Here is a 22,342-nt window from a genome sequence, read left to right as displayed (position 1 = left end):
CAGATCAGGGCGTTCTGAGCGCTGGGAACGCCCTGATCTGCGACCCAGTTGGGTTTACCGCGGGACAGGACCGGTGGACTGGCCTTCCTCGAAACGGCAGACCACCACGGCCTGACGCATGGGCCCGCCCCGTTCCTCGAGCTGATCGACCAGCGTCTCGACGCCCATGCGTCCCAGCTCGGTGCTGGGCAGCGTGAGGACGGTCAGCCGAGGATCCGTCGTGGCGGCGCCGTCCGGCGTTGAGCCGATCAGCAGGACCGACATGTCGGCGGGAACATCGACGCCGTGCTTTTCCAGCCCGTTGATGAAGCCGAACGACGCGCTGTCATTCATGAGGATTACCGCCGTCGTTTCGGGGGCTTTTTTGAGGAGCCTCTCGGCGGCGCCCTGGCCTGAGATCGGCGATTCCTCGCACGAGATGTGGATAGATTCCAGCCCCCGCCGCTCCACTTCCGCGGCGAAGGTCGCCCGGCTCCGCACCACCGGGCCGTAGCCGCTGAGGGCATGCTCGGCGCCGCCGCTGTCAACGAAGCAGAACTTTCGGTGGCCCAGCCCCGCCAGGTAGGAAACGGCCTCGATCATGGAATTCTCAAAGTCGACGTCCACGTACGGCAGTTCCTCCGGATGCCGCGTCCGTCCGATCAGGGCGAAGGGCAAGGTGGAACGCTGCAGCCGCTCTACCCGGGCATCGTCCAGCTGCACTTCCATGAGCAGGACACCGTCGATGAAACCGCTGGAGATGAGCTCCTCAACCTGTTCGGCGTCGTTGCTGATGGGCCACAGCACCAGGTTGTAGCCGAGGTCCTTCGCCGTCTGCGTGGCACTGGTGAAGAACTTCACGGCGGTTTCGCTCAGCCGCCGCTGCAGCGCCGGGTACAGCAGGGCAATGATCCGGGTGCGCTTACTGGCCAAGGCGCGCCCCAGGGCATTCCGGCGGTAGCCGAGTTCCTGCATGGCCTCCTCGACCCTGGTGCGGGTGGCCGGGGCCACCGGCTTGGTGTCATTGATGACAAACGACACCGTGGCGATGGAGACGTCCGCCAGCCTCGCAACGTCTCTCATGGTGGGCACAGCACGCCTCTTTCACTTCAGACTCGGGGATCCGGACAGGTCTCCAGTAAAGCGGTTAACTTTTTCCTTGACAACCCCGCGCCGCGGCATGCAGAGTTGTTCCGACATCCCCCGACACATTGCACCGGGGGCGGTTCTGATCCGAAAGTTAACCGCTTAACTCTCGTCCCATCCGAATTTCCCTGCACCCTTCGACAGGAGGACGATGACGTCCACAACACCAGCAACACCAGGACCCCGGAAACTCCGTGTGGCCCTCATCGGTTACTCGTTCATGGGCTCCATTCATGCCCAGGCCTGGACGACGGCGCCCCGCTTCTTCGATCTCGACGTCCAACCCGTCCTGGCAGCAGTCTGCGGCCGGGACCGGGAAGCAGTACAGCTTTTCGCCCATAAGTTCGGCATCGGCCGCGTGGAAACCGACTGGCGGACCCTGGTGGAGGACCCGGAGATCGACGCCGTCGACATCTGCGTTCCCGGAAACCTGCACGCCGAGATTGCGATCGCAGCGCTTCAGGCCGGCAAGCACGTCCTCTGCGAAAAGCCCCTCGCCAATACCCTGGCGGAAGCCGAGAAGATGGCGCTCGCCGCGGAGGAGGGGAAGGCCCAGGGCGCCCTGGCCATGGTGGGTTTCAGCTACCGCAGGACACCGGCGCTTGCCTACGCCCGCGAATTGGTCCGGGACGGCAGGCTCGGCACGATCCGGCATATCCGCGCCTCGTATCTGCAGGACTGGATCGCCGACGAGAGCTTTCCGCTGGTCTGGCGCCTGGAGAAGGACAAAGCCGGATCCGGTGCCCTTGGCGACATCGGCGCCCACATCCTGGACCTCGCGCAGTACGTCACGGGACACCGCCTCGCAGGGATCAGCGCGCTGACGGAGACCTTCGTGAAGACCCGGCCGCTGCCAGCATCGTCGTCCGGACTCCGGGCCAGCGGGGACACGGGGACCGGCCGCGGCGCGGTGACCGTGGATGATGCAGCCGTCATTATCGGCCGGACCGCCGAAGGGGCGCTGGCCACGTTCGAGGCAACCCGCTTCGCCACCGGCCGCAAGAACGCCATCCGGCTCGAGGTCAACGGTTCCCTCGGTTCCGTGGCCTTCGACTTCGAAGACCTCAACGAGCTCTGGTTCCACGACCACACCGAGCCGGCTGAGTCGGCGGGTTTCCGCCGGATCCTCGTCACTGAGCCCCAGCACCCCTATGCGGGAGCATGGTGGCCGCCCGGACACGGGCTCGGCTACGACCACGCTTTCGTCCACCAGGCGGCTGATTTCGCCCGGTGCATCGCCAGCGGCCAACAGCCCGAACCCTCGTTTGCGGAGGGGCTGCAGATCCAGCGCCTTCTCCACGCCGCGGAAACCAGCGCTGCCAACAACGCCCAGTGGCAGGCAGTGGCGGCCGGCTCGTAGCCCGCCGTCGTACGTTCTCCGGAACCAACCACCAAACCCCAACCCACCAACACATTTCCAACCGCAGCGGCAGCAGGCCGCCCGGACGATCCGTTGCGCCCGGAACCACCGAAGCACCGGAATCACCGAAACACGGCAAAGGAGCCCCACATGAAGAAAACATCACTCACCTGCCTGATGGCCATGGCCGTCATCGCGCCCCTCGCCCTCACCGCGTGCAGCGGGGGCAGCAGCCAGGCCGCGGCCAACGGGAAGGTCGACTCGCTGACCGTCCTGGACTACTACAACAACGAACCTGACAAGACCCACATCCAGGGTGCGCTGGACAAGTGCGCCTCTCAGCTGGGCGTGACGCTCAAGCGCGAGACGGTCCCCGGCAAGGACCTCATCCAGAAGGTCCTGCAACGGTCGTCCTCCCGTACCCTGCCGGACGTGCTGATGCTGGACAACCCGGACGTGCAGGAGATCGCCGCAACCGGCGGGCTGGCCCCGCTGAACGACTTCGGCGTGGACACCTCCGGCTTTGCACAGGGCATGCTGGACGCCGCCACCTACGAGGGCAAGGTCTACGGTTTGGCGCCCACCGCGAACACGCTGGGCCTGTTCTACAACAAGGAGATGCTCGCCGCGGCCGGCATCCAGCCGCCCAAGACCTGGGATGAGCTGAAGGCAGCGGCAACAAAGCTGACCACCGGCGACCGTTACGGCCTGGCGTTCTCCGCGATCGCCACCTACGAGGGCAGCTGGCAGTTCCTGCCCTTCATGTGGACCAACGGCGGGGAGGAAACCGACCTGAAGAGCCCCAAGGTGGCGGAGGCGCTGGGCTTCATTGACGGCCTGGTGTCCTCGGGCTCGGCGTCCAAGAGCGTGGTGAACTGGAGCCAGGCTGACGTGCGGGACCAGTTCGCCGCCGGCAAGGCCGCCATGATGATCAACGGCCCGTGGCAGATCCCCTCACTGGCCAAGACGCCGAACATCAAGTGGGAGGCAGTGCAGGTCCCGGTCAACGCACAGGGGCAGACTCCGGTGGCCCCGCTCGGCGGCGAGGTCTGGACCGTGCCGCAGACGGGCAACAAGGCCACGCAGGCCAAGTCCGCGGAGCTGGTGCAGTGCATCAGCAGCGACGAGAACCAGCTGGCCCTGGCCAAGGAGCGCTTCACCGTTCCCACCAAGACCGCGCTCGCAGGTGAGTACGTGAAGGCAGTTCCGGAAATGGCGGCGTTCACCGAACAGGTAGCCAATGCCCGGTCCCGCACGGGCAAGCTCGGCAAGGAATGGCCCAAGACGGCGACGGAGATGTACACGGCGATCCAGCTGGCGCTGACCGGCCAGGCCTCCCCGCAGGAGGCCTTCACCAAGGCCGAAACGAAGTAGGCCGGGATGACGCAAGCACCCGACTCGCCTCGCGGAAAGGAGCCGGAGCCGTGCCGACACTGACTACCAGCCCGGCGCCCGGAGGCCTCTCCCCCGCCACCGCGGTAACCCCAGGACGGGAAGGACGACGGCGGGGCTACCGCCGGGAGCGCCTGGTCCAGGCTCTCTTCCTGGCACCGGCCGCGCTCTTCCTCCTGCTGTTCTTCGGCTACCCCGTGGCGAAGAACGTGGTGATGAGCCTGCAGGAGTACACCACCCGGACCTTCTTCACCGGAGAAGCGCCCTGGGTGGGCCTGGCGAACTATGCCACCGCCGTCGGAAGCGGCCTTTTCGCCCCGGCGATGCTCAATACGGCGCTGTTCACGCTGGGATCGATCGCCGGCCAGTTTGTGATCGGCCTGGCCCTGGCCAGCTTCTTCAAGCGGCGGTTCCCGCTCAGCGGGTTCCTCCGGTCGATGCTGCTGCTGCCGTGGCTGCTGCCGCTGATCGTGTCGAGTGCCACCTGGCGGTCCATCCTCGACCAGGACAGCGGCATCCTCAACGCCTTCCTGCGGAACCTCGGCGTCATCCAGGAACCGGTCCCCTGGCTGACCAGCCCGTCTGTGGCGCTGCTGGCCGTGGTCCTGGTCAACGTCTGGGTGGGAATCCCCTTCAACGTCACCCTGCTCTACGGCGGCCTCCAGGAGATTCCCGAGGAGCTGTATGAGGCGGGCGCGGTGGACGGCGCCACCGGCTGGAAGGCCTTCTGGCACATCACCTGGCCCAACCTACGGCCGGTGGTCAGCGTGGTGCTGGTCCTCGGCGTCGTCTACACGCTCAAGGTCCTGGATATCATCCTCGGCCTTACCAACGGCGGACCGGCGAACGCCACCCAGACCCTGGCCGTGCGCTCCTACCAGGAGTCGTTCGTGAACTTCCAGTTCGGCGTCGGCGCAGCCTTCAGCAACATCCTGATCCTGATCTCCCTGGTGTTCGCGGTGGTCTACCTCCGCATGAACCGCCGTGCGGTCGACGAGTAAGAGGACCACCATGACAACCCTGGATTCAACCATGGCGCGCTCCACGCCGGCCGTTTTGCGGCCGCGGAGGGCCAACCGGCCCAAACTGGGGCACACCGCCGTCGGACTTCTACTCCTCGCGGTGATGCTGTTCCCGGTGTACTGGATGGTCAACGCGTCCCTGCAGCCGTCCGGCAACACCCTCACAGCGGACTTCCTGCCGCTGAACCCCAGCTTCGAGGGCTATGAGAAGGCGATCGCGCAGCAGGGCCCCAACCTGCTGACCAGCCTGGCCATCTCGCTCGGAACGGTGGTGTTCAGCCTGGCCGTCGCCGCCCCCGCCGCATACATGTTGGCGCAGTTCCGGTTCCGCTGGATCAACGCCGCGCTGCTGGCAATCCTCATCTCGCAGATGATCCCCGGCATCGTGATCGCCAACGCCCTCTATGCGGCCTACAACGACCTCGGCCTGCTCAACTCGATCCCCGGGCTGATCCTGGCCGACTCGACGCACGCCATCCCGTTCGTGATCCTCATCATGCGTGCCTTCATGATGCGGATTCCGCCCAGCATTGTGGAGGCGGCAAGGGTGGACGGCGCCGGGCTGGTCCGGGCGTTCGTCTCGATCGTGCTGCCCATCAGCCGCAACTCCCTCATTACCGCGGGCCTGTTCGCTTTCCTTTTCTCGTGGAGCGACTTCCTGTTCGCCCTGACGCTGACCACCACCGAGGAGGTGCGGCCGGTGACGCTGGGCATCTACCAGTACCTGGGCACCCAGGTTTCCAACTGGAGTGCGGTGATGGCGACGGCGGTGCTGTCCTCGCTGCCGGCCATCGTGCTGCTGGTCCTGGCACAGAAATACATCGCGGCCGGCGCCACCGGCGGCGCCGTCAAATAGCCCTTACTTCTTTCGAACCCAAGGAACCCTTCCATGACTGAGAACCACACTCCCCTGCGCGTCACCGTATGGGGCGAAAACCGCCACGAACAGCACCAGCCGCACGTGGCCGGGATCTACCCGGACGGCATGCACAACACCATCCGCGAGGGCATTGAGGAGAACCTTGGCCCGCGGGCCCTGGTTGGTACGGTCACCCTCGATGACCCGGAGCACGGCCTCACCGAGGAGCGCCTGCGCAACACCGACGTCCTGGTCTGGTGGGGCCACGCCGCCCATGGCGAGGTGGCGGACGAGGTGGTGGAGCGCGTCCACCGGCACGTGCTGGCCGGCATGGGCCTGGTGGTGCTCCACTCCGGGCACTGGTCGAAGATCTTCGGCAAGCTGATGGGCACCACGTGCACGCTGCGCTGGCGCTCCGAGCGGGACCGCGAGATTGTCTGGACCGTGGACCCGACCCATCCGATCGCGCAAGGCGTGCCGCATCCGTTCATCATTCCGGAGCAGGAGATGTACGGCGAGCACTTCGACATCCCCGCCCCCGACGAGCTGGTCTTCCTGAGCACCTTCTCTGGCGGCGAGGTGTTCCGCAGCGGGTGCACGTTCAAGCGGGGCTACGGCAAGATCTTCTTCTTCAGCCCCGGCGACCAGGACTACCCCGTCTACCATCACAAGGACGTGCGCAGGGTCATCGCCAACGGCGTGGAATGGGCCCGCACCGTGCGGCCGGAGCGCACTGACCCGGTGCTGCTGCGGTACGAAACCGAGGCGTTCTACACCGGCCACAGCTACGAGGGGGCGATGGCCAATTGAACCGCTTCGCTACGTTGCCTGATCCTTCGGCGCCCGTCCGCGTGGTGCAGGTGGGGGCCGGCGGCATGGGCAGGGCCTGGCTGCGGCTGCTGGGTGAGTCGGCCGACGTCGAACTGGCCGGCGTCGTGGACCTCAACCCGCAGGCGGCACGGGAGGCTTTGGCCGAACTGGGCCTTCATGACGTGCCGGTGGGGACGAGCCTGACCGAGCTGGCTTCGGCCGTGGATGCGCAGGCGGTGGTCAACGTGACGGTCCCCGCCGCGCACCATCCGGTGAACGTGGAGGCGCACTTCCTGGGGCTTCCCGTGCTGTGCGAGAAGCCCGCGGCGCCGACCGTCGCGGAGGCCCTGTCTCTGGCCGCGGTGGCCGAGGCGACCGGCCAGCTGCTGATGATCAGCCAGTCCCGCCGCTACTTCCGGACGCTTTCCGCGTTCAAGGGGCAGTGTGCCCGGCTCGGGGAGATCGGGCTGCTGACCTGCGACTTCTTCAAGGCGCCGCATTTCGGGGGCTTCCGGGAGGAGATGGAGCATGTGCTGCTGGTGGACATGGCCATCCACGCGTTCGACGCCGCGCGGTACCTCCTCGGCCAGAACCCGGTTTCCGTCTACTGCGAGGAGTTCAACCCCGGCTGGAGCTGGTACGCCGGGGACGCGGCTGCCACGGCCGTCTTCGAAATGGAGGGCGGGACGCGGTTTGTCTACACCGGGAGCTGGTGCGCCGACGGGCTGGAGACCTCGTGGAACGGCAGCTGGCGGATGAACGGAGTTCACGGCTCGGCGGTTTGGGACGGCGCCGCGGCGCCCGTCGCGGAGCTTGTTGCCGGCTTGGTCGCCGGCGCCGGGGCTGTGATGGACGACGGCGGGCTGTTGGGTTCCGCTTCTTCCCCGCCGGATTCTGTGGTTGCCGAGGGCCCGGAAGAGATCGCCGGGGCGCTGGCTGAGTTCGTCTGGAGCCTGCGGAGCGGTGAGGTTCCGTCGGGTGAGATCCATGCGAACGTGCTCAGCCTGGCGATGGTTGAGGCGGCAGTGAAGTCCTCGCAGACCGGTCAGCGGGTGCTCATCGGCGATGTGCTCGACGAGGCCCACCGGCAGGCGCTCGCCGTGGAGCCGATCCCTGCCGCCAGGGAGATCCTGGCAGGGTGGGCCTCGCCGCTCGGGGCACTGGAGCGGGCTGGCCGGTCGGGGCGGGCCGTTTCCACAACCGTGGGGTAGGCCGCGCGGAGGGAGTCCCTGCTGCGAGGGGTACCAGCAGGGACTCCCACAGCGTTGTAAACGCTGGTTAGGTGGAGCACATCCCCAACCACCCGCCGTCGAACTGGCGGCAGCCCTTTACCCCTTGAACGGAGGCAGCGTGACTGTGACCGACGCTCCGGTGACCACGCGCGAACAGGCAGTCGGACGGCCGCTGGCAATTGTCCTTGGCCTGCTGACCATCTTCGGTCCGATTTCCATGGACCTGTACCTGCCGGTCCTGCCGGCCCTGACCGCGGAGCTGCGGAGTTCCACGTCCACGGCGCAGCTGACCATCACTGCCTGCCTGCTCGGCCTGGCCATCGGCCAGGTCATTGCAGGTCCGCTGTCGGACCGCTTCGGCCGGCGGCTTCCCCTGCTGATCGGCGTCGCCGCCTACACGGTCACGTCCGTGCTCTGTGCCGTGAGCCCGACCGTTGAGACGCTGATTGCCGCCCGGTTCGTCCAGGGCCTGGCCGGAGCCGTGGGCATCGTGATTGCGCAGGCCGCCGGACGGGACGTGTACGAGGGCGCCAAGCTCTTGCGGTACTACGGCCGCCTGACGGTGCTGGGCGGACTGGCGGCGATCGTGGGTCCGGTCATCGGCGGCCAGCTGTCCTCCGTCACCGACTGGCGAGGCGTCTTTCTCTTCCTGGCGGGCGTCGGCGTCGCCATCCTGGTGGCGTGCCTGATGATCTTCAAGGAGACACTCCCTGTTCAGCGGCGGGCGGCCGGCGGATTTGCCCATACCCTGCAGGACTTCCGTCGCCTCCTGGCGGACCGCGTGTTTGTCGGCGCCGTGCTGATCACGGGTTTTACGTACTCCGCGATCTTCGCCTACCTCAGCGGCGCCACGTTCGTGCTGCAGGGCATCTACGGGTTGTCGCCGCAGGGCTACTCGTTTGCCTTCGGCCTGAATTCGCTGGGGTTCATGATCTTCGGCTTCCTCGGCGGTCGGCTGGCCGAGCAGTGGTCGGAGAAGGCGATGCTGGTGATCGGCCTGGCGATGGCTACTGCCGGTTCAGTCGGACTGCTCGTCACGGCGATCCTGCACCTGCCGCTGATTGCGGTGATCCTGTCCCTGTTCACCATGGTTGGCGGAGTGGCGGCCGCGAGCCCGTCCGCGACGTCGCTGGCTTTGCGGGGCTATCCGGACATCGCGGGCACTGCGTCGTCGCTGCTCGGCCTGGCGCGGTTCGCCTTCGGTGGCGTGGCAGCACCGCTGGTGGGCATCGCCGGGGCGGAGAATGCGGTGCCGTTCGGCGTCGTCACCGTGGTGTCGGTTGCGGCGGCGGTGGCGTGCCTTGGGCTTGTTAGGGCGCGGACTGCTTAGGGCGGGCGCAACGGCGGGGGCGGGCACGACGGCGCGGTGAACGGCGGCGCGGTGAACCGACGTCTGCCCTTGGGGTGCGCTAGCTATCAGGTGTCAGGAGCCTGCCTTCTTTTCCGCCTTCTGGCGCGCCCGGTCAAGCGCGCGGTAGACGGTGGAACGGCCAACGGAGAAAAGTTCCGCCAGCTCGTACATGGTGTGTTCGCCAGCGTCATGCAGCTGGACCAAGAGTGCTTCCTGTTGGCAGATAGTTTGGGCGGCTTCCCGCGCAGCCGGCCCTTGGCCTTAGCGATCCTCATGCCTTCGCGCGTGCGGGCCCGGATAAGATCGCCTTCGAACTCAGCAACCATGGCCAGGACGTTGAACAGCAGCTTGCCGATCGGGTCCGCGGGATCATGCAACGAACCGCCGATGCTCAGCTTCACCCCGCGCGCAGCGAGGTCGTCAGCGATTTGATGCGCGTCCCGGACGGACCGGGCCAGCCGGTCGAGCTTGGTCACCATGAAGGTGTCGCCGCTTCGGCACGCGGCCAGCGCTTCACGCAGGCCCGGGCGGTTCGTGTTACTGCCGGTGAGGCCATGATCGACGTAGATACGATCAGGTTCGACGCCCATGGCAGCCAAGGCATCCTGTTGGACGGTGAGGTCCTGCTCGTCGGTGGAAACCCTGCGTAGCCAACCTTTATTTCACCCATGAACAGGAGTGTCCGCCATGGGGTAGCAATGCGCCATATAGGAGCCCGTCACCGGACATTTCACCGAACCGGTCGTGTGGGACGGTCTGGTCCGCTTGAGCCTAACGCTGCAGGTCACTTGGCGGAGTGTCCGGTGGGTGACCGGCTTACGGGACGATTTGCGGACAGACCTCTTTCGGACGTTTTTAACCCAGGGGTTCGGCTCTAGATGCCTGAACCAGGATTCAACTCATGCCTGCGCAGAGACCTTCTCACCCGATGCCAAATGCAGCTCTGTCGATTAGCCTCAGGGCATGGACAACCAGGAATATTCGGCCATCCGAAAGCGATGGATTATCGGCGACATCCTGTGCGCGGGCGGTGTCGGCGTGGTCGGGAGCATGATTACCGTTGACGGCAGATTGGGCTTCTGGTCTATTCCCGTCATTGCTGTCCTGACAGTGGCCGTATTTCTCCCCCGTGGCATTATGTGGAAGCGCGAACGCGAGAAACTAAACGGCCGGCCTCAGGGCCCAAATACGGACAGCCGACATCCCTGCCTTGTACTCGTCCCGGCGAAGGTTCCCCGAAGGCGCGAGGGCCGGGCAGCGATCACCGGAGCTTTGCGGACGGGCCTCTGATCGACGTGCAAGCCCTTTGGGTACTTTGACTTAGAGCCTGAACTAGGATTCAACTCATGCCTGCCGCCAATCCCAAAGATCTCCGCCAACACATGGCAGAGTTATTCGACTGGAAAACCAGTCCCGAAACTGGCACCAATTTCTTCAATCTGTACACCTGGTGGCGGGACGCGGAAGTTGTAGCCGGCGTAGGACACCTGCTCGCTGAACCTTTCCGCGCGGCCAGTCCCACCGTCGTCATCGGTCCCTCCGCCAGCGGATACATCACCGGTGTCCTTACCGCGACGAACCTGGGTGTCGGCTTTTGCCCAATCCGTAAGAACGCTGCCCCATCCTTCGACAGCGATCCGTGGGTCACGGTCACTAGCCCACCCGATTACAAAGACCGCCACCTCGAGCTGGGACTGCCCAAGGGCCTCATCCGTTCCGGGGACCGGGTCCTCGCCGTCGATGATCTGATCGACAGCGGCGGCCAGCTCGTAGCGCTGCAAAGACTCATTGCCGAAACTGGAGCGACATGGGTCGGGGCGTCGGTCCTGATCGACAATCTCAAGGAGAGCCCGCTAAGGCGTCAGCTAAACCTCAAGTCCGTTTTTCACATCCGAGACCTCTAAGGCGGGCAAAGGCCGCCAGAGGTTCCCTATGAGCATGAAGCGCTATGCAGCTCGTCCCTAGCTGAGTTTCGAGTTGTCCGGTTCCATTTCGCAGTAGATCAAGGAAATTGGCCCGATTGAGGTTCGGCTCCCGGTAACGACCAGCGCGAAACGAGTGCGCTTAGGATGAGCCACATGAGCAGCTCAGAAGAACCTTTACAGGAACTGCCAGCGGGAATGCCGAAAAGGTACGCAGAATATAAGCCAGTCACTTCGGATGCCGTACCCCCGCCAACCAACGTCGGCGGATACGACGACCTCCTCAGCTATTTCCAAGCGCGAGGCCAAACACTGCTACGCAGAGCAGAAAGCCTCGCCACTCTTGATGAAGCCATCAATGATGGTTTGCCGGCCGATCTTGCCCGGCCTGTCGGGATGTTCTACGGAGACCTCCTCACGCACACTATTCCCGCAGCCCACTGGGAAGTAGTCGAGGAGGGATACCCCTTGGTTCGTGTCAGCAGGGAAGTTGCCGTTGATGTCGTCCGAGTCGCGCTGCGGCGCCTGGCTACGCCGGAGCCCACCCTCGAACAAAACTATGCCCACGTCCTCGAACTCGTCAGGCAAGAACCGTAGAGGGTTGCCCGTTGGGCAAGGGCCCAACCCGCCGGTGCTGAGTGCTGCAATACTGAATTGCATGGGAAGCGGGGAGCGACAACAACTCAGCGTCGGGCCTGCCATGGCCAGCTATGACGAGTACCCTCGCGAAGACAAGCACCATATCGAATTTCTCGACTTCTTCGTGGACGGCCAACCACTCCGCGAGCTGCTCAACGTACCTGCCGAAATGGCTAAGCCGGAGCAGGAGACCACGGCCCTTCGTAACGACTGGCCGCATGCTGCCGTCGAGCAACTGGACCGACTGATGTCCGTCATCCCGGGCGACTTCAGCGACGGACGTGTCTCGCTCCTACTCTGCCCTGTGTGCGGCGATCAGGCCTGCGGAGCGATGACCATAGACCTGACAACAACCGCGGACACGGTCACCTGGCGCCGGTTTGGCTGGCAGGACGGCATAACTGACGAGCCACAGCTCTGGCTGTTTGAGGAACAGACGTTTACGTTCGATCGAACGCAATACGAGGAGCTCCTAAACAACCTCAAAGAGCGCTATCAGTCGCTGGTGAGCGAAGAAGTCTCGGCTTCCCGATCCTCAATCTTCAAACGTCTTTTCCGCCGCGGCGACGGATCTCAACAACGAACATGAGCAGCAGGACTCTGCATCATGAGCCCCCGAAGAGGAATAGCAGCCCGTGCCGCTCAGCCTTCACCTAATTTCCTGCAACATGGCCCTTCGAGCTGAGCAGGAAACTGTCCTTCTCAGAGTGCGTTACTGGCGGTAGTTGTCCAGCAGGAACTTGTCGATCAGGTATTGAATGCCCGTGAGGGCCAGAACCAGGCCCAGAAAGACGAGCAACTCGATCCCCGTGTGTCCCCAGACGAGGAGGATAACGAAAAGGGACACCACCAGGAAGGCCACGAACCGAAGAGTGGCGCCTTTTGATTCTTCTGATGGGCGTTGCATGCGAAAGCCCTTCTGCGAACGTGCTCTTTCCCAATCTTATCCGCGTGTCGTGAGCGGTGTCTGCCAGTCACCGACAAAATCGATCTGAATCCTATTCAGCCGGCGGAACGGTCGCGTTGAACGTTCCCAGGGCAAGATGGACTAGGCCCAGCGACCTGTGCCGTGAAGGGTTCGGCTTTCGGCCTTGATGACTGATCTAGGATCGACTCATGCTTGCCCGTGTCCCAACAGCCGAGTTCAGTGTCCGCATCCGGTATAGAAGATTCTTGCCATGGTGAGGCCTGACATTCCATATGGTCTTTCTGGCCATCGCGTCTCCATCGGCATATGTAGAGCAGGCCCGCAAGCGGGATGGCATGTCGCCTGTTTCAGGTACGTCACTCCGAACATGCCTGACTGGTTCATGGTCGAGTTTGGTGACGGCCAGGGATTCACTGACCCGGACGCGGAAATGGACTTCGACGATGTAGCTGAGTTAGATGACTACCTGGATGATCTTGAAGTCACCTGGCTTGTCGAGCAGGAAGCGCACGAGGCATTACGGAAAGAATTTCCGGCACATCGGACCTACCCCAAACCTGTAGAGCAAATCATCGCGTGGGTATCCGCCTACCGGTGGAAGCGTAAGGGGCTCGCATGAGTCCTGCCACGGGGACCCATCTTGTTATTGGCCTGCTTGCTGGTCTCAAGGTGGAAAAGTTGAAATTCGCCACTGGACCGTTGTTCTTTCCTATCTGAGCGCCGCGCTGAACTGGAGCGCCGCTGGATCTTCCCCGAAGGAAAATGGACTAGACCTAGCGACCTGTGCCGTGAAGGGTTCGGCTCCTGGGTAATCCGATCGTCAGAGTATGCGAATCAATGGATAGGATTCGCGGATGAGGATGTCGTACCCGCACTGGGTCCAGTTTCAAGGTCAGAGGATTGGTCTCGTGTGGCAAACGGACGATGTGGCTGGCGACGAAGGTGATACTGATGGCGTTCTCGTCTCCAACGGCCAGATCGTGTGGGCCCGCCGCGAAGAGGATTTTTCGGTGTTGGCGCGCCTGCACAGCCTCACCTTGGAAGCAGGCAATGAGGAACCTCAGAACCTTGACGGGATCGAAGGCCTTCTGCAGTTGCCGGCGTCGGATGACACCTGCGCGCAGCTGCTGAATGCGTGGAACCTCCTAGGCGACATTGCACGCAGTGTGAATGCATCGCTTGATGACCGCGGAACGGAGGCGGACAAGTGTTACGACAAACTCTTCTACGGCAATAATCTCCCCAGCATCACTCCATCAGGTGAGCACTACGGCCCGTATTTCGATGACCATGAGCAGCGTGTTATCAGCGAGATCCTGGACCGTGGCCGGGTGATCCTGGCCAGTCGCCTCGATCGCCGCGCGACGACGCCTGGAAACTGACACGGCCCAGTGGCCAGTTGTGCATTGGCCCTTTCGTTGGCCTGACCTTGGGCTCGGGTGATTAGCTCCGATTGGGCTAGTCCATCCGAATCATTCCGGTTGCCGTTCCCGACGTGGGCAATCTACCCTGATACCAGCCGGGCCTATACATCTGGAGCAACAGCATGTTTAGACTGCGGAATGAGTAAGAGCGAAGTCCGCGTCGTCATTTTACTCATGGTCATCTCCCTGATGGCGGTTTCCCTTTCCGTACTGTTCCCCACACCCGAGCCCTGGATATTGGTTGTCTTCGGTATTGCTGTTATCGCGACAGCGCTCATGTTGGCGGTCCTATGGAAAGTCGTGCTCAGGGAGCGCCCAAAACGCTGGAGAGGACAAGGCCCTCCTACTCAGAGCAAAAGTTGAAGGTGACGCATAAGCGGTCAAGACAAGCCCGAAAGTGGCTCCGCAGCTGTAAATGGACTAGACCCAACAGCATGTGCCGTGAAGGGTTCCTCAGGCGCTATGTTCGTCTGTCTTCGTTGGTAATGGTTGCCCTGTCGTACGGGTGAGAAAGCGGCCGGCACGTCGGAAGTTCCGGACGATGAATGCAATCCCGATTGTCAGTAGACCCACAGCGATGAACATGAACCAAGCGAACAAGTCATCACCTCGCATAGCGAGTCGAAGCGCTTGAGGAAGGAAGACAAGCGGATATATCGGAACGAACAGAAGCTGCGTGGCTAACCCCTTGCGCATCTGCACCGCCGCACCCCGGGCCACCGCAAGATGTTCCCGCTCAGCAGGGATTTTTCCCGCAATCTGTTGCCTGATCTGCTTTCGCTCTTCAGATTCCAGGGAAAGCAGCACATCGACATTGCCGAATTCGGCCGCTGGAACCACGTGCTTTGAGTTGTATATTAGGCCTCCGGTCAATACAGCAACCACGGCGAGGCCACAGCCAATTATCAGGTACAGAGGCCAGTCCCCTTCAGTTCCTCTGGAGGTGAAGAATGCGACTAAAGCGACGGCGACAACCAGAAGGAACAATCCAAGTGGGAGGTAGCGCGCGTAGTATGCCGTGACGGCTTGGCCGAGGCCTTTATCCACCAGCCCCTGAGACCGTCTGGTGGCTTTTGCGCACGGGTCGTCGGAGTCGGCAGCGAAGTTTTCAATTCCGCCCATGATGCTCCTTCCGCAAGTGCAACAGTGGGACCGTCATATTCGGCTAGCCTCGTCGTCTGCTCAAATCATGAGCGATCTGTCCGATTCGGCCAACGCTTGTCCCCTTAAAAAATCCGCAGCATCCAGGAAGTGTGCCGCACGGTGTTAGTTCTAGCGAACCGCTATAGAACGATTTGTCCCCTCACTTATCTAGCGGAGGTTCTCTCCGCCCAGCGGCAGAGAGAACCAATTATTGCGGTGCTGGTGCACGGGTTCACCGGGTAGGTGCCGGTGTCGGACTTTGCATTGTTCCGTGATCAGCGAGGTGTAGCAGCTCGCGGTCGCCCAGCGGCTCATCCAGGGTCACAGTGCTGACGGGGGTGGACAGGACTGCGGCGTAAGGTGTTGCAGGTCCGTTCTGGTAGAGGGGAACAAGGGCGACCGCGGTGGAAGTTTCGGCTGTGAGGATGCCCTTGGCGGTCGCGCACGGTCCGCCTTGGGAGTACTGGATCACCAGTTTCGTCCGGTCGTCATTCATGTCCATCAGCCGCCAGTCCCCGATAGTGTCGGTGCCTGCATCGTAGGAGGTGGCGACCAGCGGTTCCGTTGGCTTGAGCCCGGCTATACCCACTGGCCGGAGAGGATCTGGACTTCCCGCGTTCCAGAGGTTGGCCGGGATATTTCCAGGCAGGGAAGCGCTTTCCGATGTGGACGGTGCCGACTGCCCTGCAGTGCAACCTGCCGCCGCCAGCGCCATGACGGTGCTGAGCGGCATTGCCGCCAGCGTCGCCACTGGCCGCGAAAGCATGCCCATGACCTGAAGCTATCCGCAGAGGTAACTACTGTCTACGTCCCCGGGCGCCTAGGCTCCTACCTCCCGTTCAGAGTTGACGTCGAGGATCTTCAACTGACGCCATGCCCCAACGAGTGCGTCGTGCAAGAATCGCCGCATGGACGAGGATGAGCGGCAGATACGTCAGGAATTGATGATCATCGATGCCCTGATACACGCGATGGATCGGCGTGACGAGGTCTTCCAGATCATCGAGGATTCAGAGAGCCTGGACGAAGCAATCCGTCGGGTTGGTCAGCTGCTGGATGTGGGAGAGCTGGGCAGCCGGGCAGTCCTCGACCTACAAGCCAAAAGATTCACCCGAGAACAGCGTCACGCCGTCGCCTCCCGTGGAGAAGAACTTAGATCAAGACTGTCCGATGGCCGCTGAGGACTCCATACTCTCCGCCGATCACGAGTCCCTCGTCCCCCGCTGGCTGTCCTGTGGCCATCCAACTTCCAGATCCCCATTTGGAGTAGACCAAGAAAAGTGGATCGATTGAGGTTCATTGAGGTTCCCTCAGCCGTAACCACAGGATTTCAAGCTCGTCCCGGCCGGAACATGAGATATGCCAAGCGTAGGGTGTTTCCCGCAAGCGCCGCTGCGGCGACTCCCCAGAAAATCACCGCCTGCACAGCGCTGCTTTCGGTGTAGGGATCAAGCCTCAAGGCCGAACGGAGAACGTCCGACTCGTGCCCAGCCATCCACAACGCGGGCTCTAAGGCCAGCCAAACCGCTAGGGCAGCAGAAAGACTCCAACCAAGAAGTTGGAGAACCGCGAGCCAGGCATCCGCAACCAAACGCCTATGGCCTGCCCGCTTCGCGGGCCCTCTCAGGTCCCTTCGGCGTCGGTAAGTTGGAGGGTCGTAACTGCGGCCCTCTCCATACGCTGCAGATTCTGGCTGCTCCACCGGTGGGCCAACAAGCTCCTCTCGCAGCCGTTCCAGTGTTCGCCTGTTGTGTTCACGGCCGATTCCCTCGAGCCCGCCAGCGAGATCTGTAAATGCGGTCACCAGGGATACCCGCACATCGCCAGTCGGGGCTATCCACACCAGCTGGCTCATCGGGGTTATTTCTAAAACGCTCTCACGGGCGATCTTCCTGTCGCGGAACAAACCCTTTACGTGGACCTCTGTCGGTGTAAGACGGACGCCGAGCCTCCAGTTTCGCCAGCTGAACCAGAACAGGACCGCGCCGACGCAACTCCAGAAGATCAGCTCCTCGGTCGGCGCGCCAGACGGGGTCGACAGGGGAACTAAACCTTCATTAATCACAACGCCCAGAGACAACAGAAAAAAGGCAAACATGGCGACGCGGGTAACAAACAGCTGATGGAAAACCACTTCATCTCTCATGAAGCCACTCCCTTCCGACCGGCTCTGCCCTTGTTGATCGAAACTTAGTGCGGCTCCGATGATTCCAGTTTCAAATGTTGAACCTGATAACACCAAACCAGCCATTCAGCGCCGGTCCGGCTAGGGGAACAGTTCGAACTGCCGCGACTGAGTGAGGGGCCAGATCGGAACTGGAAGCCGCACCGCTCGGGGTTGGGCTCATGAGGCTTTACCGGTAGCTTCCTGGTGTCAGCGTAGACTGCCGGAAACCGAGCCGGGTGTTGGCGTCTCGGCATCCATCACTTCCGGCAAGCGAAAGAGGCTTCATGATTTTGCCAGTGGCCATCCGGCGGCTTGTTGCCCGCAGGAAGTGCATTGGGGAGCTGCGACGACTAGCAGTGACTTTGGATTCCATGTACACGGGAACTCCCTTCGACATGGAAACGCCCGACGGCTACCTATCCGATGAGATCGGCGGCGAACAGCTCTTGGACGACATGTACATGATCCAGGAGGAGTTTGTGGGCGGGCTGTCCTTCTGGCCCAACATCAACGTAGAGGGGCTGCTCGAGCAGATTGTGGCAAAGGCGCAGACAATCCGGGATGGCCTGCCTGCCGAATATCCGATGACGAAGCAGAGGTTTGGTGCCCTCGTCACTGAAATGAGAGAAGCGGAACCGCGTTGTTCTGACTTGTACAACTTCGGGTTCAACGGTTTTGCCTCCGCAGTCCGGCCCGTACGTCGACGATCACATGACTGGTAGTTGACCCGATAAGGGTTCCTCTCGGGAAGCCCCCATGTGAGTTAGGACGTTGCTAGTACGCTCAGTAGAACCGACAAAATGGACGTCAGACCGAAAGAGGAATTGGTACTACAAGTGGTCCTTCCCAATGCAGAATTCTGGGGCCACAACGGCCGCGTCGGCGTCATCTCGCATGGCGACTGGACCAATCGTCTCATTCTGGTTTATCCGGACGCTCCGGGAATCTGGGCATTCGTGGCAAGTTCCAACACCGGCGATGGGGACCTGGACTTCTACCCAAAGTCAGATCAAGCAGCCGACGAGGTCATAACTGAACTCGGAATCGTATGGCTTGCGCGAAGCGCGGAAGAGGAGAGGCTCGAAGAACTTGTGTTTGGCCTGTGTGAGCACATGTCGGAAGATAATTCTCTACGAGGAATGCTGCGGCAGGGCCTCAAGAAGCTCTTCGGCCGTTCCTTGTCGCCGAACGGCTGAGCATCGTCCCGTCTACGGTTCAGCATGCGGACTAGACCTGTGGGGTCCTTTCGTGTCTAACTCTTTGAGCATTTCAGCAGAGCCCTGTCGGATAGCTATTGCTGGCGCCACACTTTAACCATGAGGTCAAGGCTGGTTGGTGCCGGGTTGGCGACTGCGGTCGTGGCGGCGGTCATCGGTTGTTCGGGACCAAGCACGCCAAACGTGGAACCGTCCGAAAAACCTTCATATCGCCCCTCTGCAACTGTCGGACCTGGCGAACTTGTTGGACGACTCCTTGTACGGCAGGAAGGCAATAAGGAGCCCGTATTCTGCATGGGCGGTGTCAACAACTCATACCCGCCCGGATGCACCGGCCCAGCCATTCATGGATGGGATTGGGATTCTGTAGACGGTGAAAAAAGAGCCGCCAACGTGATCTGGGGAGACTACGAAGTGCGCGGGATCTGGGACGGGACCAGCTTCACTGTCGGCAAACATCCGTCGCAGAGCTTCATTCCGCCAACTGAGCCGCCCCGAAACCGCCCAGTCGATCCGCTGCTGGATCCCCGCAACCGCGGTGCCGGCACAACCGCCCGGCTGGAGCAGATACAACGCGAATTGTGGGAATCCCGCCAGCCGGCGCTGACCGACACGCAGATCGAAAACGGGTATCTGTTTATACGGGTGCCCTATGACGACGGCTCCATCCAGGCCCGGATGGATGAGCGTTTCGGCTCAAAGCTCGTGGCTGTTCGAAACGCATTCTGGCCGGCCAATTAAGCAACGCGATTATCGTCCCGTGCCAATCCCAAGCGTATTTCCGACTGGGTTGCCTGATGGTCGCTGAAGACTCGCCGTCTAGCGTTGATCACTAGTTCCTCGTCCTCCGATGGAAGTGCTGAGGCTCAGCGATCCGACTTCCGATTTCCCCTTTGGAGTAGACCAAAGAAACTGGCCCGGTTGAGGTTCCCAATGTGAAGCCAGTACTGCGCTGGTGCCCGGCACCGTGCGCACGCCGACTTCTGCGTTCTTGGCTAATTCGATTCAGGCAGCTGGCCGCTAAAGCCGTATTTCTGTTGGACTTTAAGCAGCAGTACGGCCAGGTCCGTCATAACGAGCTCTCGGATATTAGGCTCCTCGGTGCCAAGGATCCGGTCGAGATTAGGCGTGATAGTTGCTGTCACGGTCAGCCCCGTTTTCCGCATTCGTGTCGAGGTTGGGGTGTCGCCCCTATGCATTGGAGCTGCGCCCGGGCATGGCACTCGTTGACTTTCGGCGATGCTGAACTCCAGAGCCCGCAGGGGTCCGCTCAGCCACCATTGCCGCCACTCCTCAGAGGCGTTGATGTCCATTGTGGCTTCGCGTGCAGTTGCTCGATATAGCTGTACCCGGTGCGGGGCGTGCTCCCGCTGTTCAATGTATTGGAGGAATTCTCGGTCCTTCTCACGTGGCGCCAGGGGCCACAAGCTTTCGGTGCTTCGTTCGTAGGCGTTTTGAAAGTCAATCAACAGCGACCTTCCGTTCATGCCCTCGAAGAACTCCAGGAAGCCCGGGCGGTCGGGGTGATTTACGAAGTGAATATTCGGCTGTGGCGGGTCATTGCCCACAAGGACTTGGTGGTAGCACCAACCGAGGAGCCATTCACCGTAGCTAATTGGCACAGGTTCCGGGAAACGCCCCAACAAGGGAGGAGCTAACGGATCTGGATCCTGTGGGCGCTTGCCTTTTTTCCGTGCGCGATGTGCATCGAAGAAAGCCCTTGTTTCAGGGCGTTGGCTCCAGACTTGGAAGAGGACTGCCCCGCGTTGAATGAGCTGCTCATAAAGATCGAGGATCGTCTCGGGACTTTCCGCCCGCAATTTCTTGACTAAGGCATTGGACTGCGGCCCTGGATCGCGGTTCCACAAACGTGCCTCTGCCACAAAATCCTGAAGATCCATTTCATCCCTTCACATGAGCCGAAGCTGGTAGCGGCGTCTAGCTCCTGGCCAGGAGGTCCCGCGTGGGGCCGGACCCCAAGACGAGAGTATTAAGCCGATCCTGCCGGCGTAGCCTCCACGACACGCGACATGCTCGACGGCCGCACCAGCTCCAATCCGCACAAGTTATGGTTCCGGAGGGGAAACATGGTCTAGACCTAACGACTTGTGCCATGTTCGCTGAATGCACGAAAGGCCGGGCCATCATCCTCCGTTGGGACGGGCATTGCCCACGCGGCGTCACTTCTCAAGATGCCTGGAACATTCGGATCGCCAGGTCCCACCTATTTCCCCCTGCCGGCGTGGTCGGTCTATGTTTCCTTTGTCGGTGTTCTGTGGTCAGGATGAGCTATGAACTTTGATAAGGTCCTCGGCCCGACCGATAGCCCCAGTGTGCTTGATGAGATCTTAGCTTTCAGAACGCACACTTCAGTGCGAGCAAAAGGCGTCAACCAGTCCGGGCAGAGCCACCATCAGTTTGTCGCCGAGCTTGATGCGAGAGCGCAAGCGTGGCATCTGGTCGACGACCAGGGCCGGACGTCGTCGGCAGCAGGCACCTGGCTCTTACAGGACCGGGAGGCTTCGATGGAAGTTGTATTTCCCCGTGGTATGCCGAGGGCCGTCCAGATGCTTTATCCGGAAGCGCTCCTTATGTGGGGCCGACGCGGCGAAAGCTACTACCCGATGCTCATACAGGAGATCGGCCAGCGGTCGCTACTGATCACATTTGAGCACATAGAAGACCCAGCACTTCGTGCCACCGCAGTGGTGAATCGCCATACAGGAGTCATAGAGAAACTAGCCGTAATGGGAGACATCATCATTCTGACCGAAGTAGAGACTGGAGTGCCACTTGATCCGGGAATCAAGCCCGAGTTCCTGCCAATCACGGATTGGATCCGACCCGATTACTGACTTGGTGTTGTTCGTTTGACAGTGAGAAGCAGTTCCGGTGTCCAGTGACGGGATCCCGAACGGACGCGTTCGTGCAAGAATCGCCGCATGGATGGGGATGAGGGGCGGATAAGGGACCACTTAATGATCGTCGATGCCTTGGTGCGGGCAGTGGATCGGCGTGACGAGGTCTTTCAGATGATTGAGGATTCAGAGGACGAGTACGAAGCAAGACGTCGGGTGGGACAGCTGTTGGGTGTAGGAGAGTTGGGCAGCCGTGCTGTCCTTGACATGCAAGTCAGAAGATTCACCCGAGACCACCGTCAGAAGCTCGCTTCCGAGGCAGAAGAACTTAGATCAAGTTTGCCTGATGGCCACTGAGGCCCAATGTCTCCATCGATCTACTAGTGCCTCGTCATCCGATACAGGTGCTGCGGCTCAGTGATCCGATTTCCGGCTTCCCACTTTGGAGTAGACCAAGGAAATTGGCCCGGTTGAGGTTCCTACAAATGAACCGCAGCATAGGCAAGGCAGTAATCGACAGAGGCTGACTTATCGGACGCACCCGCGGCAGGCGATAGGGTTGCGCTACGTTGTTGTCGTCGGAGTCTCAAAGGCAGGCAGGATATGGGCTCGAATCCAGATGGCGTGGACTTTCGTTCATCGGTAGAAATGATCCTGTCCAACGATCCGGACGGGCTCTTCAATGCTGCCAACGACCTCACTCAGATCTCCAAGTCCGAAGCGATAGAAGTCTTGTACCTTCTTGCCATCGAGCATGGAGTGAACGGAGCCTACCTGAACTATGGTTGGTTCCTTCGGGACATCAACCGGCCCAAGGAAGCACTGGTTCAGTTCCAGAAGGCGTTGGAAGCAGGGGATCCTCAGGCAGCCTTTTACCTTGGAGAAACATCCCT

The 22,342-nt window shown here is 61.7% G+C and carries 25 protein-coding genes and 2 pseudogenes; 20 read left to right on the top strand and 7 right to left on the bottom strand.

All coding sequences use genetic code 11. The features are described from left to right. Positions 1 to 54: 54 nt before the first annotated feature. Entirely contained in the window at positions 55 to 1,062 is a 1,008-nt protein-coding gene (locus ACFQ50_RS22455; RefSeq protein ID WP_377997817.1) for a LacI family DNA-binding transcriptional regulator, read from the bottom strand. A gap of 214 nt (positions 1,063 to 1,276) precedes the next feature. On the opposite strand from ACFQ50_RS22455, the gene ACFQ50_RS22450 reads away from it, so the two are divergent. The 7 genes from ACFQ50_RS22450 to ACFQ50_RS22420 all read left to right on the top strand — a co-directional run bounded on the left by ACFQ50_RS22450 (position 1,277) and on the right by ACFQ50_RS22420 (position 9,130). Next, positions 1,277 to 2,485: a Gfo/Idh/MocA family protein gene (locus ACFQ50_RS22450; RefSeq protein ID WP_377997816.1), complete on the top strand. Its 1,209-nt coding sequence runs from the start codon at positions 1,277 to 1,279 to the stop codon at positions 2,483 to 2,485. Between the two features lie 150 nt (positions 2,486 to 2,635). Then, positions 2,636 to 3,859, top strand: a complete 1,224-nt coding sequence (locus ACFQ50_RS22445; RefSeq protein WP_377997815.1) for an extracellular solute-binding protein — start codon at positions 2,636 to 2,638, stop codon at positions 3,857 to 3,859. A 50-nt stretch (positions 3,860 to 3,909) separates the two neighbouring features. Then, positions 3,910 to 4,878 carry a carbohydrate ABC transporter permease gene (locus ACFQ50_RS22440; protein ID WP_377997814.1) on the top strand — a complete coding sequence of 323 codons (969 nt, stop codon included), beginning with the start codon at positions 3,910 to 3,912 and terminating at the stop codon, positions 4,876 to 4,878. A 10-nt stretch (positions 4,879 to 4,888) separates the two neighbouring features. Then, positions 4,889 to 5,755, top strand: a complete 867-nt coding sequence (locus tag ACFQ50_RS22435) for a carbohydrate ABC transporter permease (protein ID WP_377997813.1) — start codon at positions 4,889 to 4,891, stop codon at positions 5,753 to 5,755. A gap of 33 nt (positions 5,756 to 5,788) precedes the next feature. Next, the gene (locus ACFQ50_RS22430) at positions 5,789 to 6,568 is read left to right on the top strand and encodes a ThuA domain-containing protein (RefSeq protein WP_377997812.1); all 780 of its coding nucleotides are present in this window, start codon (positions 5,789 to 5,791) and stop codon (positions 6,566 to 6,568) included. Between the two features lie 14 nt (positions 6,569 to 6,582). Continuing rightward, complete coding sequence (locus ACFQ50_RS22425) at positions 6,583 to 7,779, top strand: Gfo/Idh/MocA family protein (protein WP_377997811.1); 1,197 nt, start codon at positions 6,583 to 6,585, stop codon at positions 7,777 to 7,779. Positions 7,780 to 7,918: 139 nt separating this feature from the next. Then, positions 7,919 to 9,130, top strand: a complete 1,212-nt coding sequence (locus ACFQ50_RS22420) for a multidrug effflux MFS transporter (RefSeq protein ID WP_377997810.1) — start codon at positions 7,919 to 7,921, stop codon at positions 9,128 to 9,130. Positions 9,131 to 9,223: 93 nt separating this feature from the next. Here ACFQ50_RS22420 and ACFQ50_RS22415 read toward each other — a convergent pair. Continuing rightward, positions 9,224 to 9,821: pseudogene (locus ACFQ50_RS22415) on the bottom strand (recombinase family protein). Positions 9,822 to 10,114: 293 nt separating this feature from the next. Between ACFQ50_RS22415 and ACFQ50_RS22410 the strand changes: the two are divergent. From ACFQ50_RS22410 to ACFQ50_RS22395, 4 genes are all read left to right on the top strand, one after another. Further along, on the top strand, positions 10,115 to 10,441 hold the full coding sequence (locus tag ACFQ50_RS22410) for a hypothetical protein (protein WP_377997809.1): 327 nt from the start codon (positions 10,115 to 10,117) through the stop codon (positions 10,439 to 10,441). Positions 10,442 to 10,497: 56 nt separating this feature from the next. Beyond that, entirely contained in the window at positions 10,498 to 11,055 is a 558-nt protein-coding gene (locus ACFQ50_RS22405; RefSeq protein ID WP_377997808.1) for a phosphoribosyltransferase family protein, read from the top strand. 174 nt (positions 11,056 to 11,229) lie between these two features. After that, positions 11,230 to 11,670 (top strand): DUF6278 family protein, encoded by a 441-nt coding sequence (locus ACFQ50_RS22400; protein WP_377997807.1) that lies wholly within the window; start codon positions 11,230 to 11,232, stop codon positions 11,668 to 11,670. Positions 11,671 to 11,731: 61 nt separating this feature from the next. Next, positions 11,732 to 12,301 (top strand): hypothetical protein, encoded by a 570-nt coding sequence (locus tag ACFQ50_RS22395; protein WP_377997806.1) that lies wholly within the window; start codon positions 11,732 to 11,734, stop codon positions 12,299 to 12,301. A gap of 123 nt (positions 12,302 to 12,424) precedes the next feature. Here the strand turns inward: ACFQ50_RS22395 and ACFQ50_RS22390 are convergent, their stop codons facing one another. After that, on the bottom strand, positions 12,425 to 12,619 hold the full coding sequence (locus ACFQ50_RS22390) for a hypothetical protein (protein WP_377997805.1): 195 nt from the start codon (positions 12,617 to 12,619) through the stop codon (positions 12,425 to 12,427). A 388-nt stretch (positions 12,620 to 13,007) separates the two neighbouring features. On the opposite strand from ACFQ50_RS22390, the gene ACFQ50_RS22385 reads away from it, so the two are divergent. Both ACFQ50_RS22385 and ACFQ50_RS22380 read left to right on the top strand, forming a co-directional pair. Beyond that, positions 13,008 to 13,259, top strand: coding sequence for a hypothetical protein (locus tag ACFQ50_RS22385; protein ID WP_377997804.1), 252 nt, complete (start codon positions 13,008 to 13,010; stop codon positions 13,257 to 13,259). A gap of 289 nt (positions 13,260 to 13,548) precedes the next feature. Next, positions 13,549 to 14,022 carry a hypothetical protein gene (locus tag ACFQ50_RS22380; protein ID WP_377997803.1) on the top strand — a complete coding sequence of 158 codons (474 nt, stop codon included), beginning with the start codon at positions 13,549 to 13,551 and terminating at the stop codon, positions 14,020 to 14,022. Positions 14,023 to 14,517: 495 nt separating this feature from the next. Here ACFQ50_RS22380 and ACFQ50_RS22375 read toward each other — a convergent pair whose 3' ends face one another. After that, entirely contained in the window at positions 14,518 to 15,186 is a 669-nt protein-coding gene (locus ACFQ50_RS22375; RefSeq protein ID WP_377997802.1) for a hypothetical protein, read from the bottom strand. A gap of 253 nt (positions 15,187 to 15,439) precedes the next feature. After that, positions 15,440 to 15,979 (bottom strand): hypothetical protein, encoded by a 540-nt coding sequence (locus ACFQ50_RS22370; protein ID WP_377997801.1) that lies wholly within the window; start codon positions 15,977 to 15,979, stop codon positions 15,440 to 15,442. A 136-nt stretch (positions 15,980 to 16,115) separates the two neighbouring features. Between ACFQ50_RS22370 and ACFQ50_RS22365 the strand changes: the two genes are divergently transcribed. Beyond that, complete coding sequence (locus ACFQ50_RS22365; RefSeq protein ID WP_377997800.1) at positions 16,116 to 16,388, top strand: DNA gyrase subunit A; 273 nt, start codon at positions 16,116 to 16,118, stop codon at positions 16,386 to 16,388. 149 nt (positions 16,389 to 16,537) lie between these two features. On the opposite strand, the gene ACFQ50_RS22360 is transcribed toward ACFQ50_RS22365, so the two are convergent. Further along, positions 16,538 to 17,458 (bottom strand): hypothetical protein, encoded by a 921-nt coding sequence (locus tag ACFQ50_RS22360; protein ID WP_377997799.1) that lies wholly within the window; start codon positions 17,456 to 17,458, stop codon positions 16,538 to 16,540. Between the two features lie 200 nt (positions 17,459 to 17,658). Between ACFQ50_RS22360 and ACFQ50_RS22355 the strand changes: the two genes are divergently transcribed. From ACFQ50_RS22355 to ACFQ50_RS22345, 3 genes are all read left to right on the top strand, one after another. After that, a complete protein-coding gene (locus tag ACFQ50_RS22355; protein WP_377997798.1) occupies positions 17,659 to 18,096 on the top strand; it encodes a hypothetical protein in 438 nt (145 codons plus the stop codon). A 78-nt stretch (positions 18,097 to 18,174) separates the two neighbouring features. After that, on the top strand, positions 18,175 to 18,570 hold the full coding sequence (locus tag ACFQ50_RS22350; RefSeq protein ID WP_377997797.1) for a hypothetical protein: 396 nt from the start codon (positions 18,175 to 18,177) through the stop codon (positions 18,568 to 18,570). Between the two features lie 315 nt (positions 18,571 to 18,885). Beyond that, on the top strand, positions 18,886 to 19,332 hold the full coding sequence (locus ACFQ50_RS22345; RefSeq protein ID WP_377997796.1) for a hypothetical protein: 447 nt from the start codon (positions 18,886 to 18,888) through the stop codon (positions 19,330 to 19,332). 254 nt (positions 19,333 to 19,586) lie between these two features. On the opposite strand, the gene ACFQ50_RS22340 is transcribed toward ACFQ50_RS22345, so the two are convergent. Beyond that, positions 19,587 to 20,492, bottom strand: a complete 906-nt coding sequence (locus ACFQ50_RS22340) for a hypothetical protein (RefSeq protein ID WP_377997795.1) — start codon at positions 20,490 to 20,492, stop codon at positions 19,587 to 19,589. Between the two features lie 390 nt (positions 20,493 to 20,882). On the opposite strand from ACFQ50_RS22340, the gene ACFQ50_RS22335 reads away from it, so the two are divergent. The 3 genes and pseudogenes from ACFQ50_RS22335 to ACFQ50_RS22325 all read left to right on the top strand — a co-directional run. Continuing rightward, the gene (locus ACFQ50_RS22335) at positions 20,883 to 21,446 is read left to right on the top strand and encodes a hypothetical protein (protein ID WP_377997794.1); all 564 of its coding nucleotides are present in this window, start codon (positions 20,883 to 20,885) and stop codon (positions 21,444 to 21,446) included. Between the two features lie 75 nt (positions 21,447 to 21,521). Continuing rightward, a pseudogene (locus ACFQ50_RS22330) lies at positions 21,522 to 21,806 on the top strand (hypothetical protein); the annotation flags it as partial. Between the two features lie 246 nt (positions 21,807 to 22,052). Next, on the top strand, positions 22,053 to 22,342 hold a 290-nt coding region (locus ACFQ50_RS22325; RefSeq protein ID WP_377997793.1), incomplete at its 3' end, for a hypothetical protein.

This window comes from Arthrobacter sp. NPDC056493 (assembly GCF_042795115.1).
Classification (GTDB): domain Bacteria; phylum Actinomycetota; class Actinomycetes; order Actinomycetales; family Micrococcaceae; genus Arthrobacter.
Note: the sequence above shows the minus strand (reverse complement) of the source record. Positions and strands in the feature narration are given on the sequence as shown.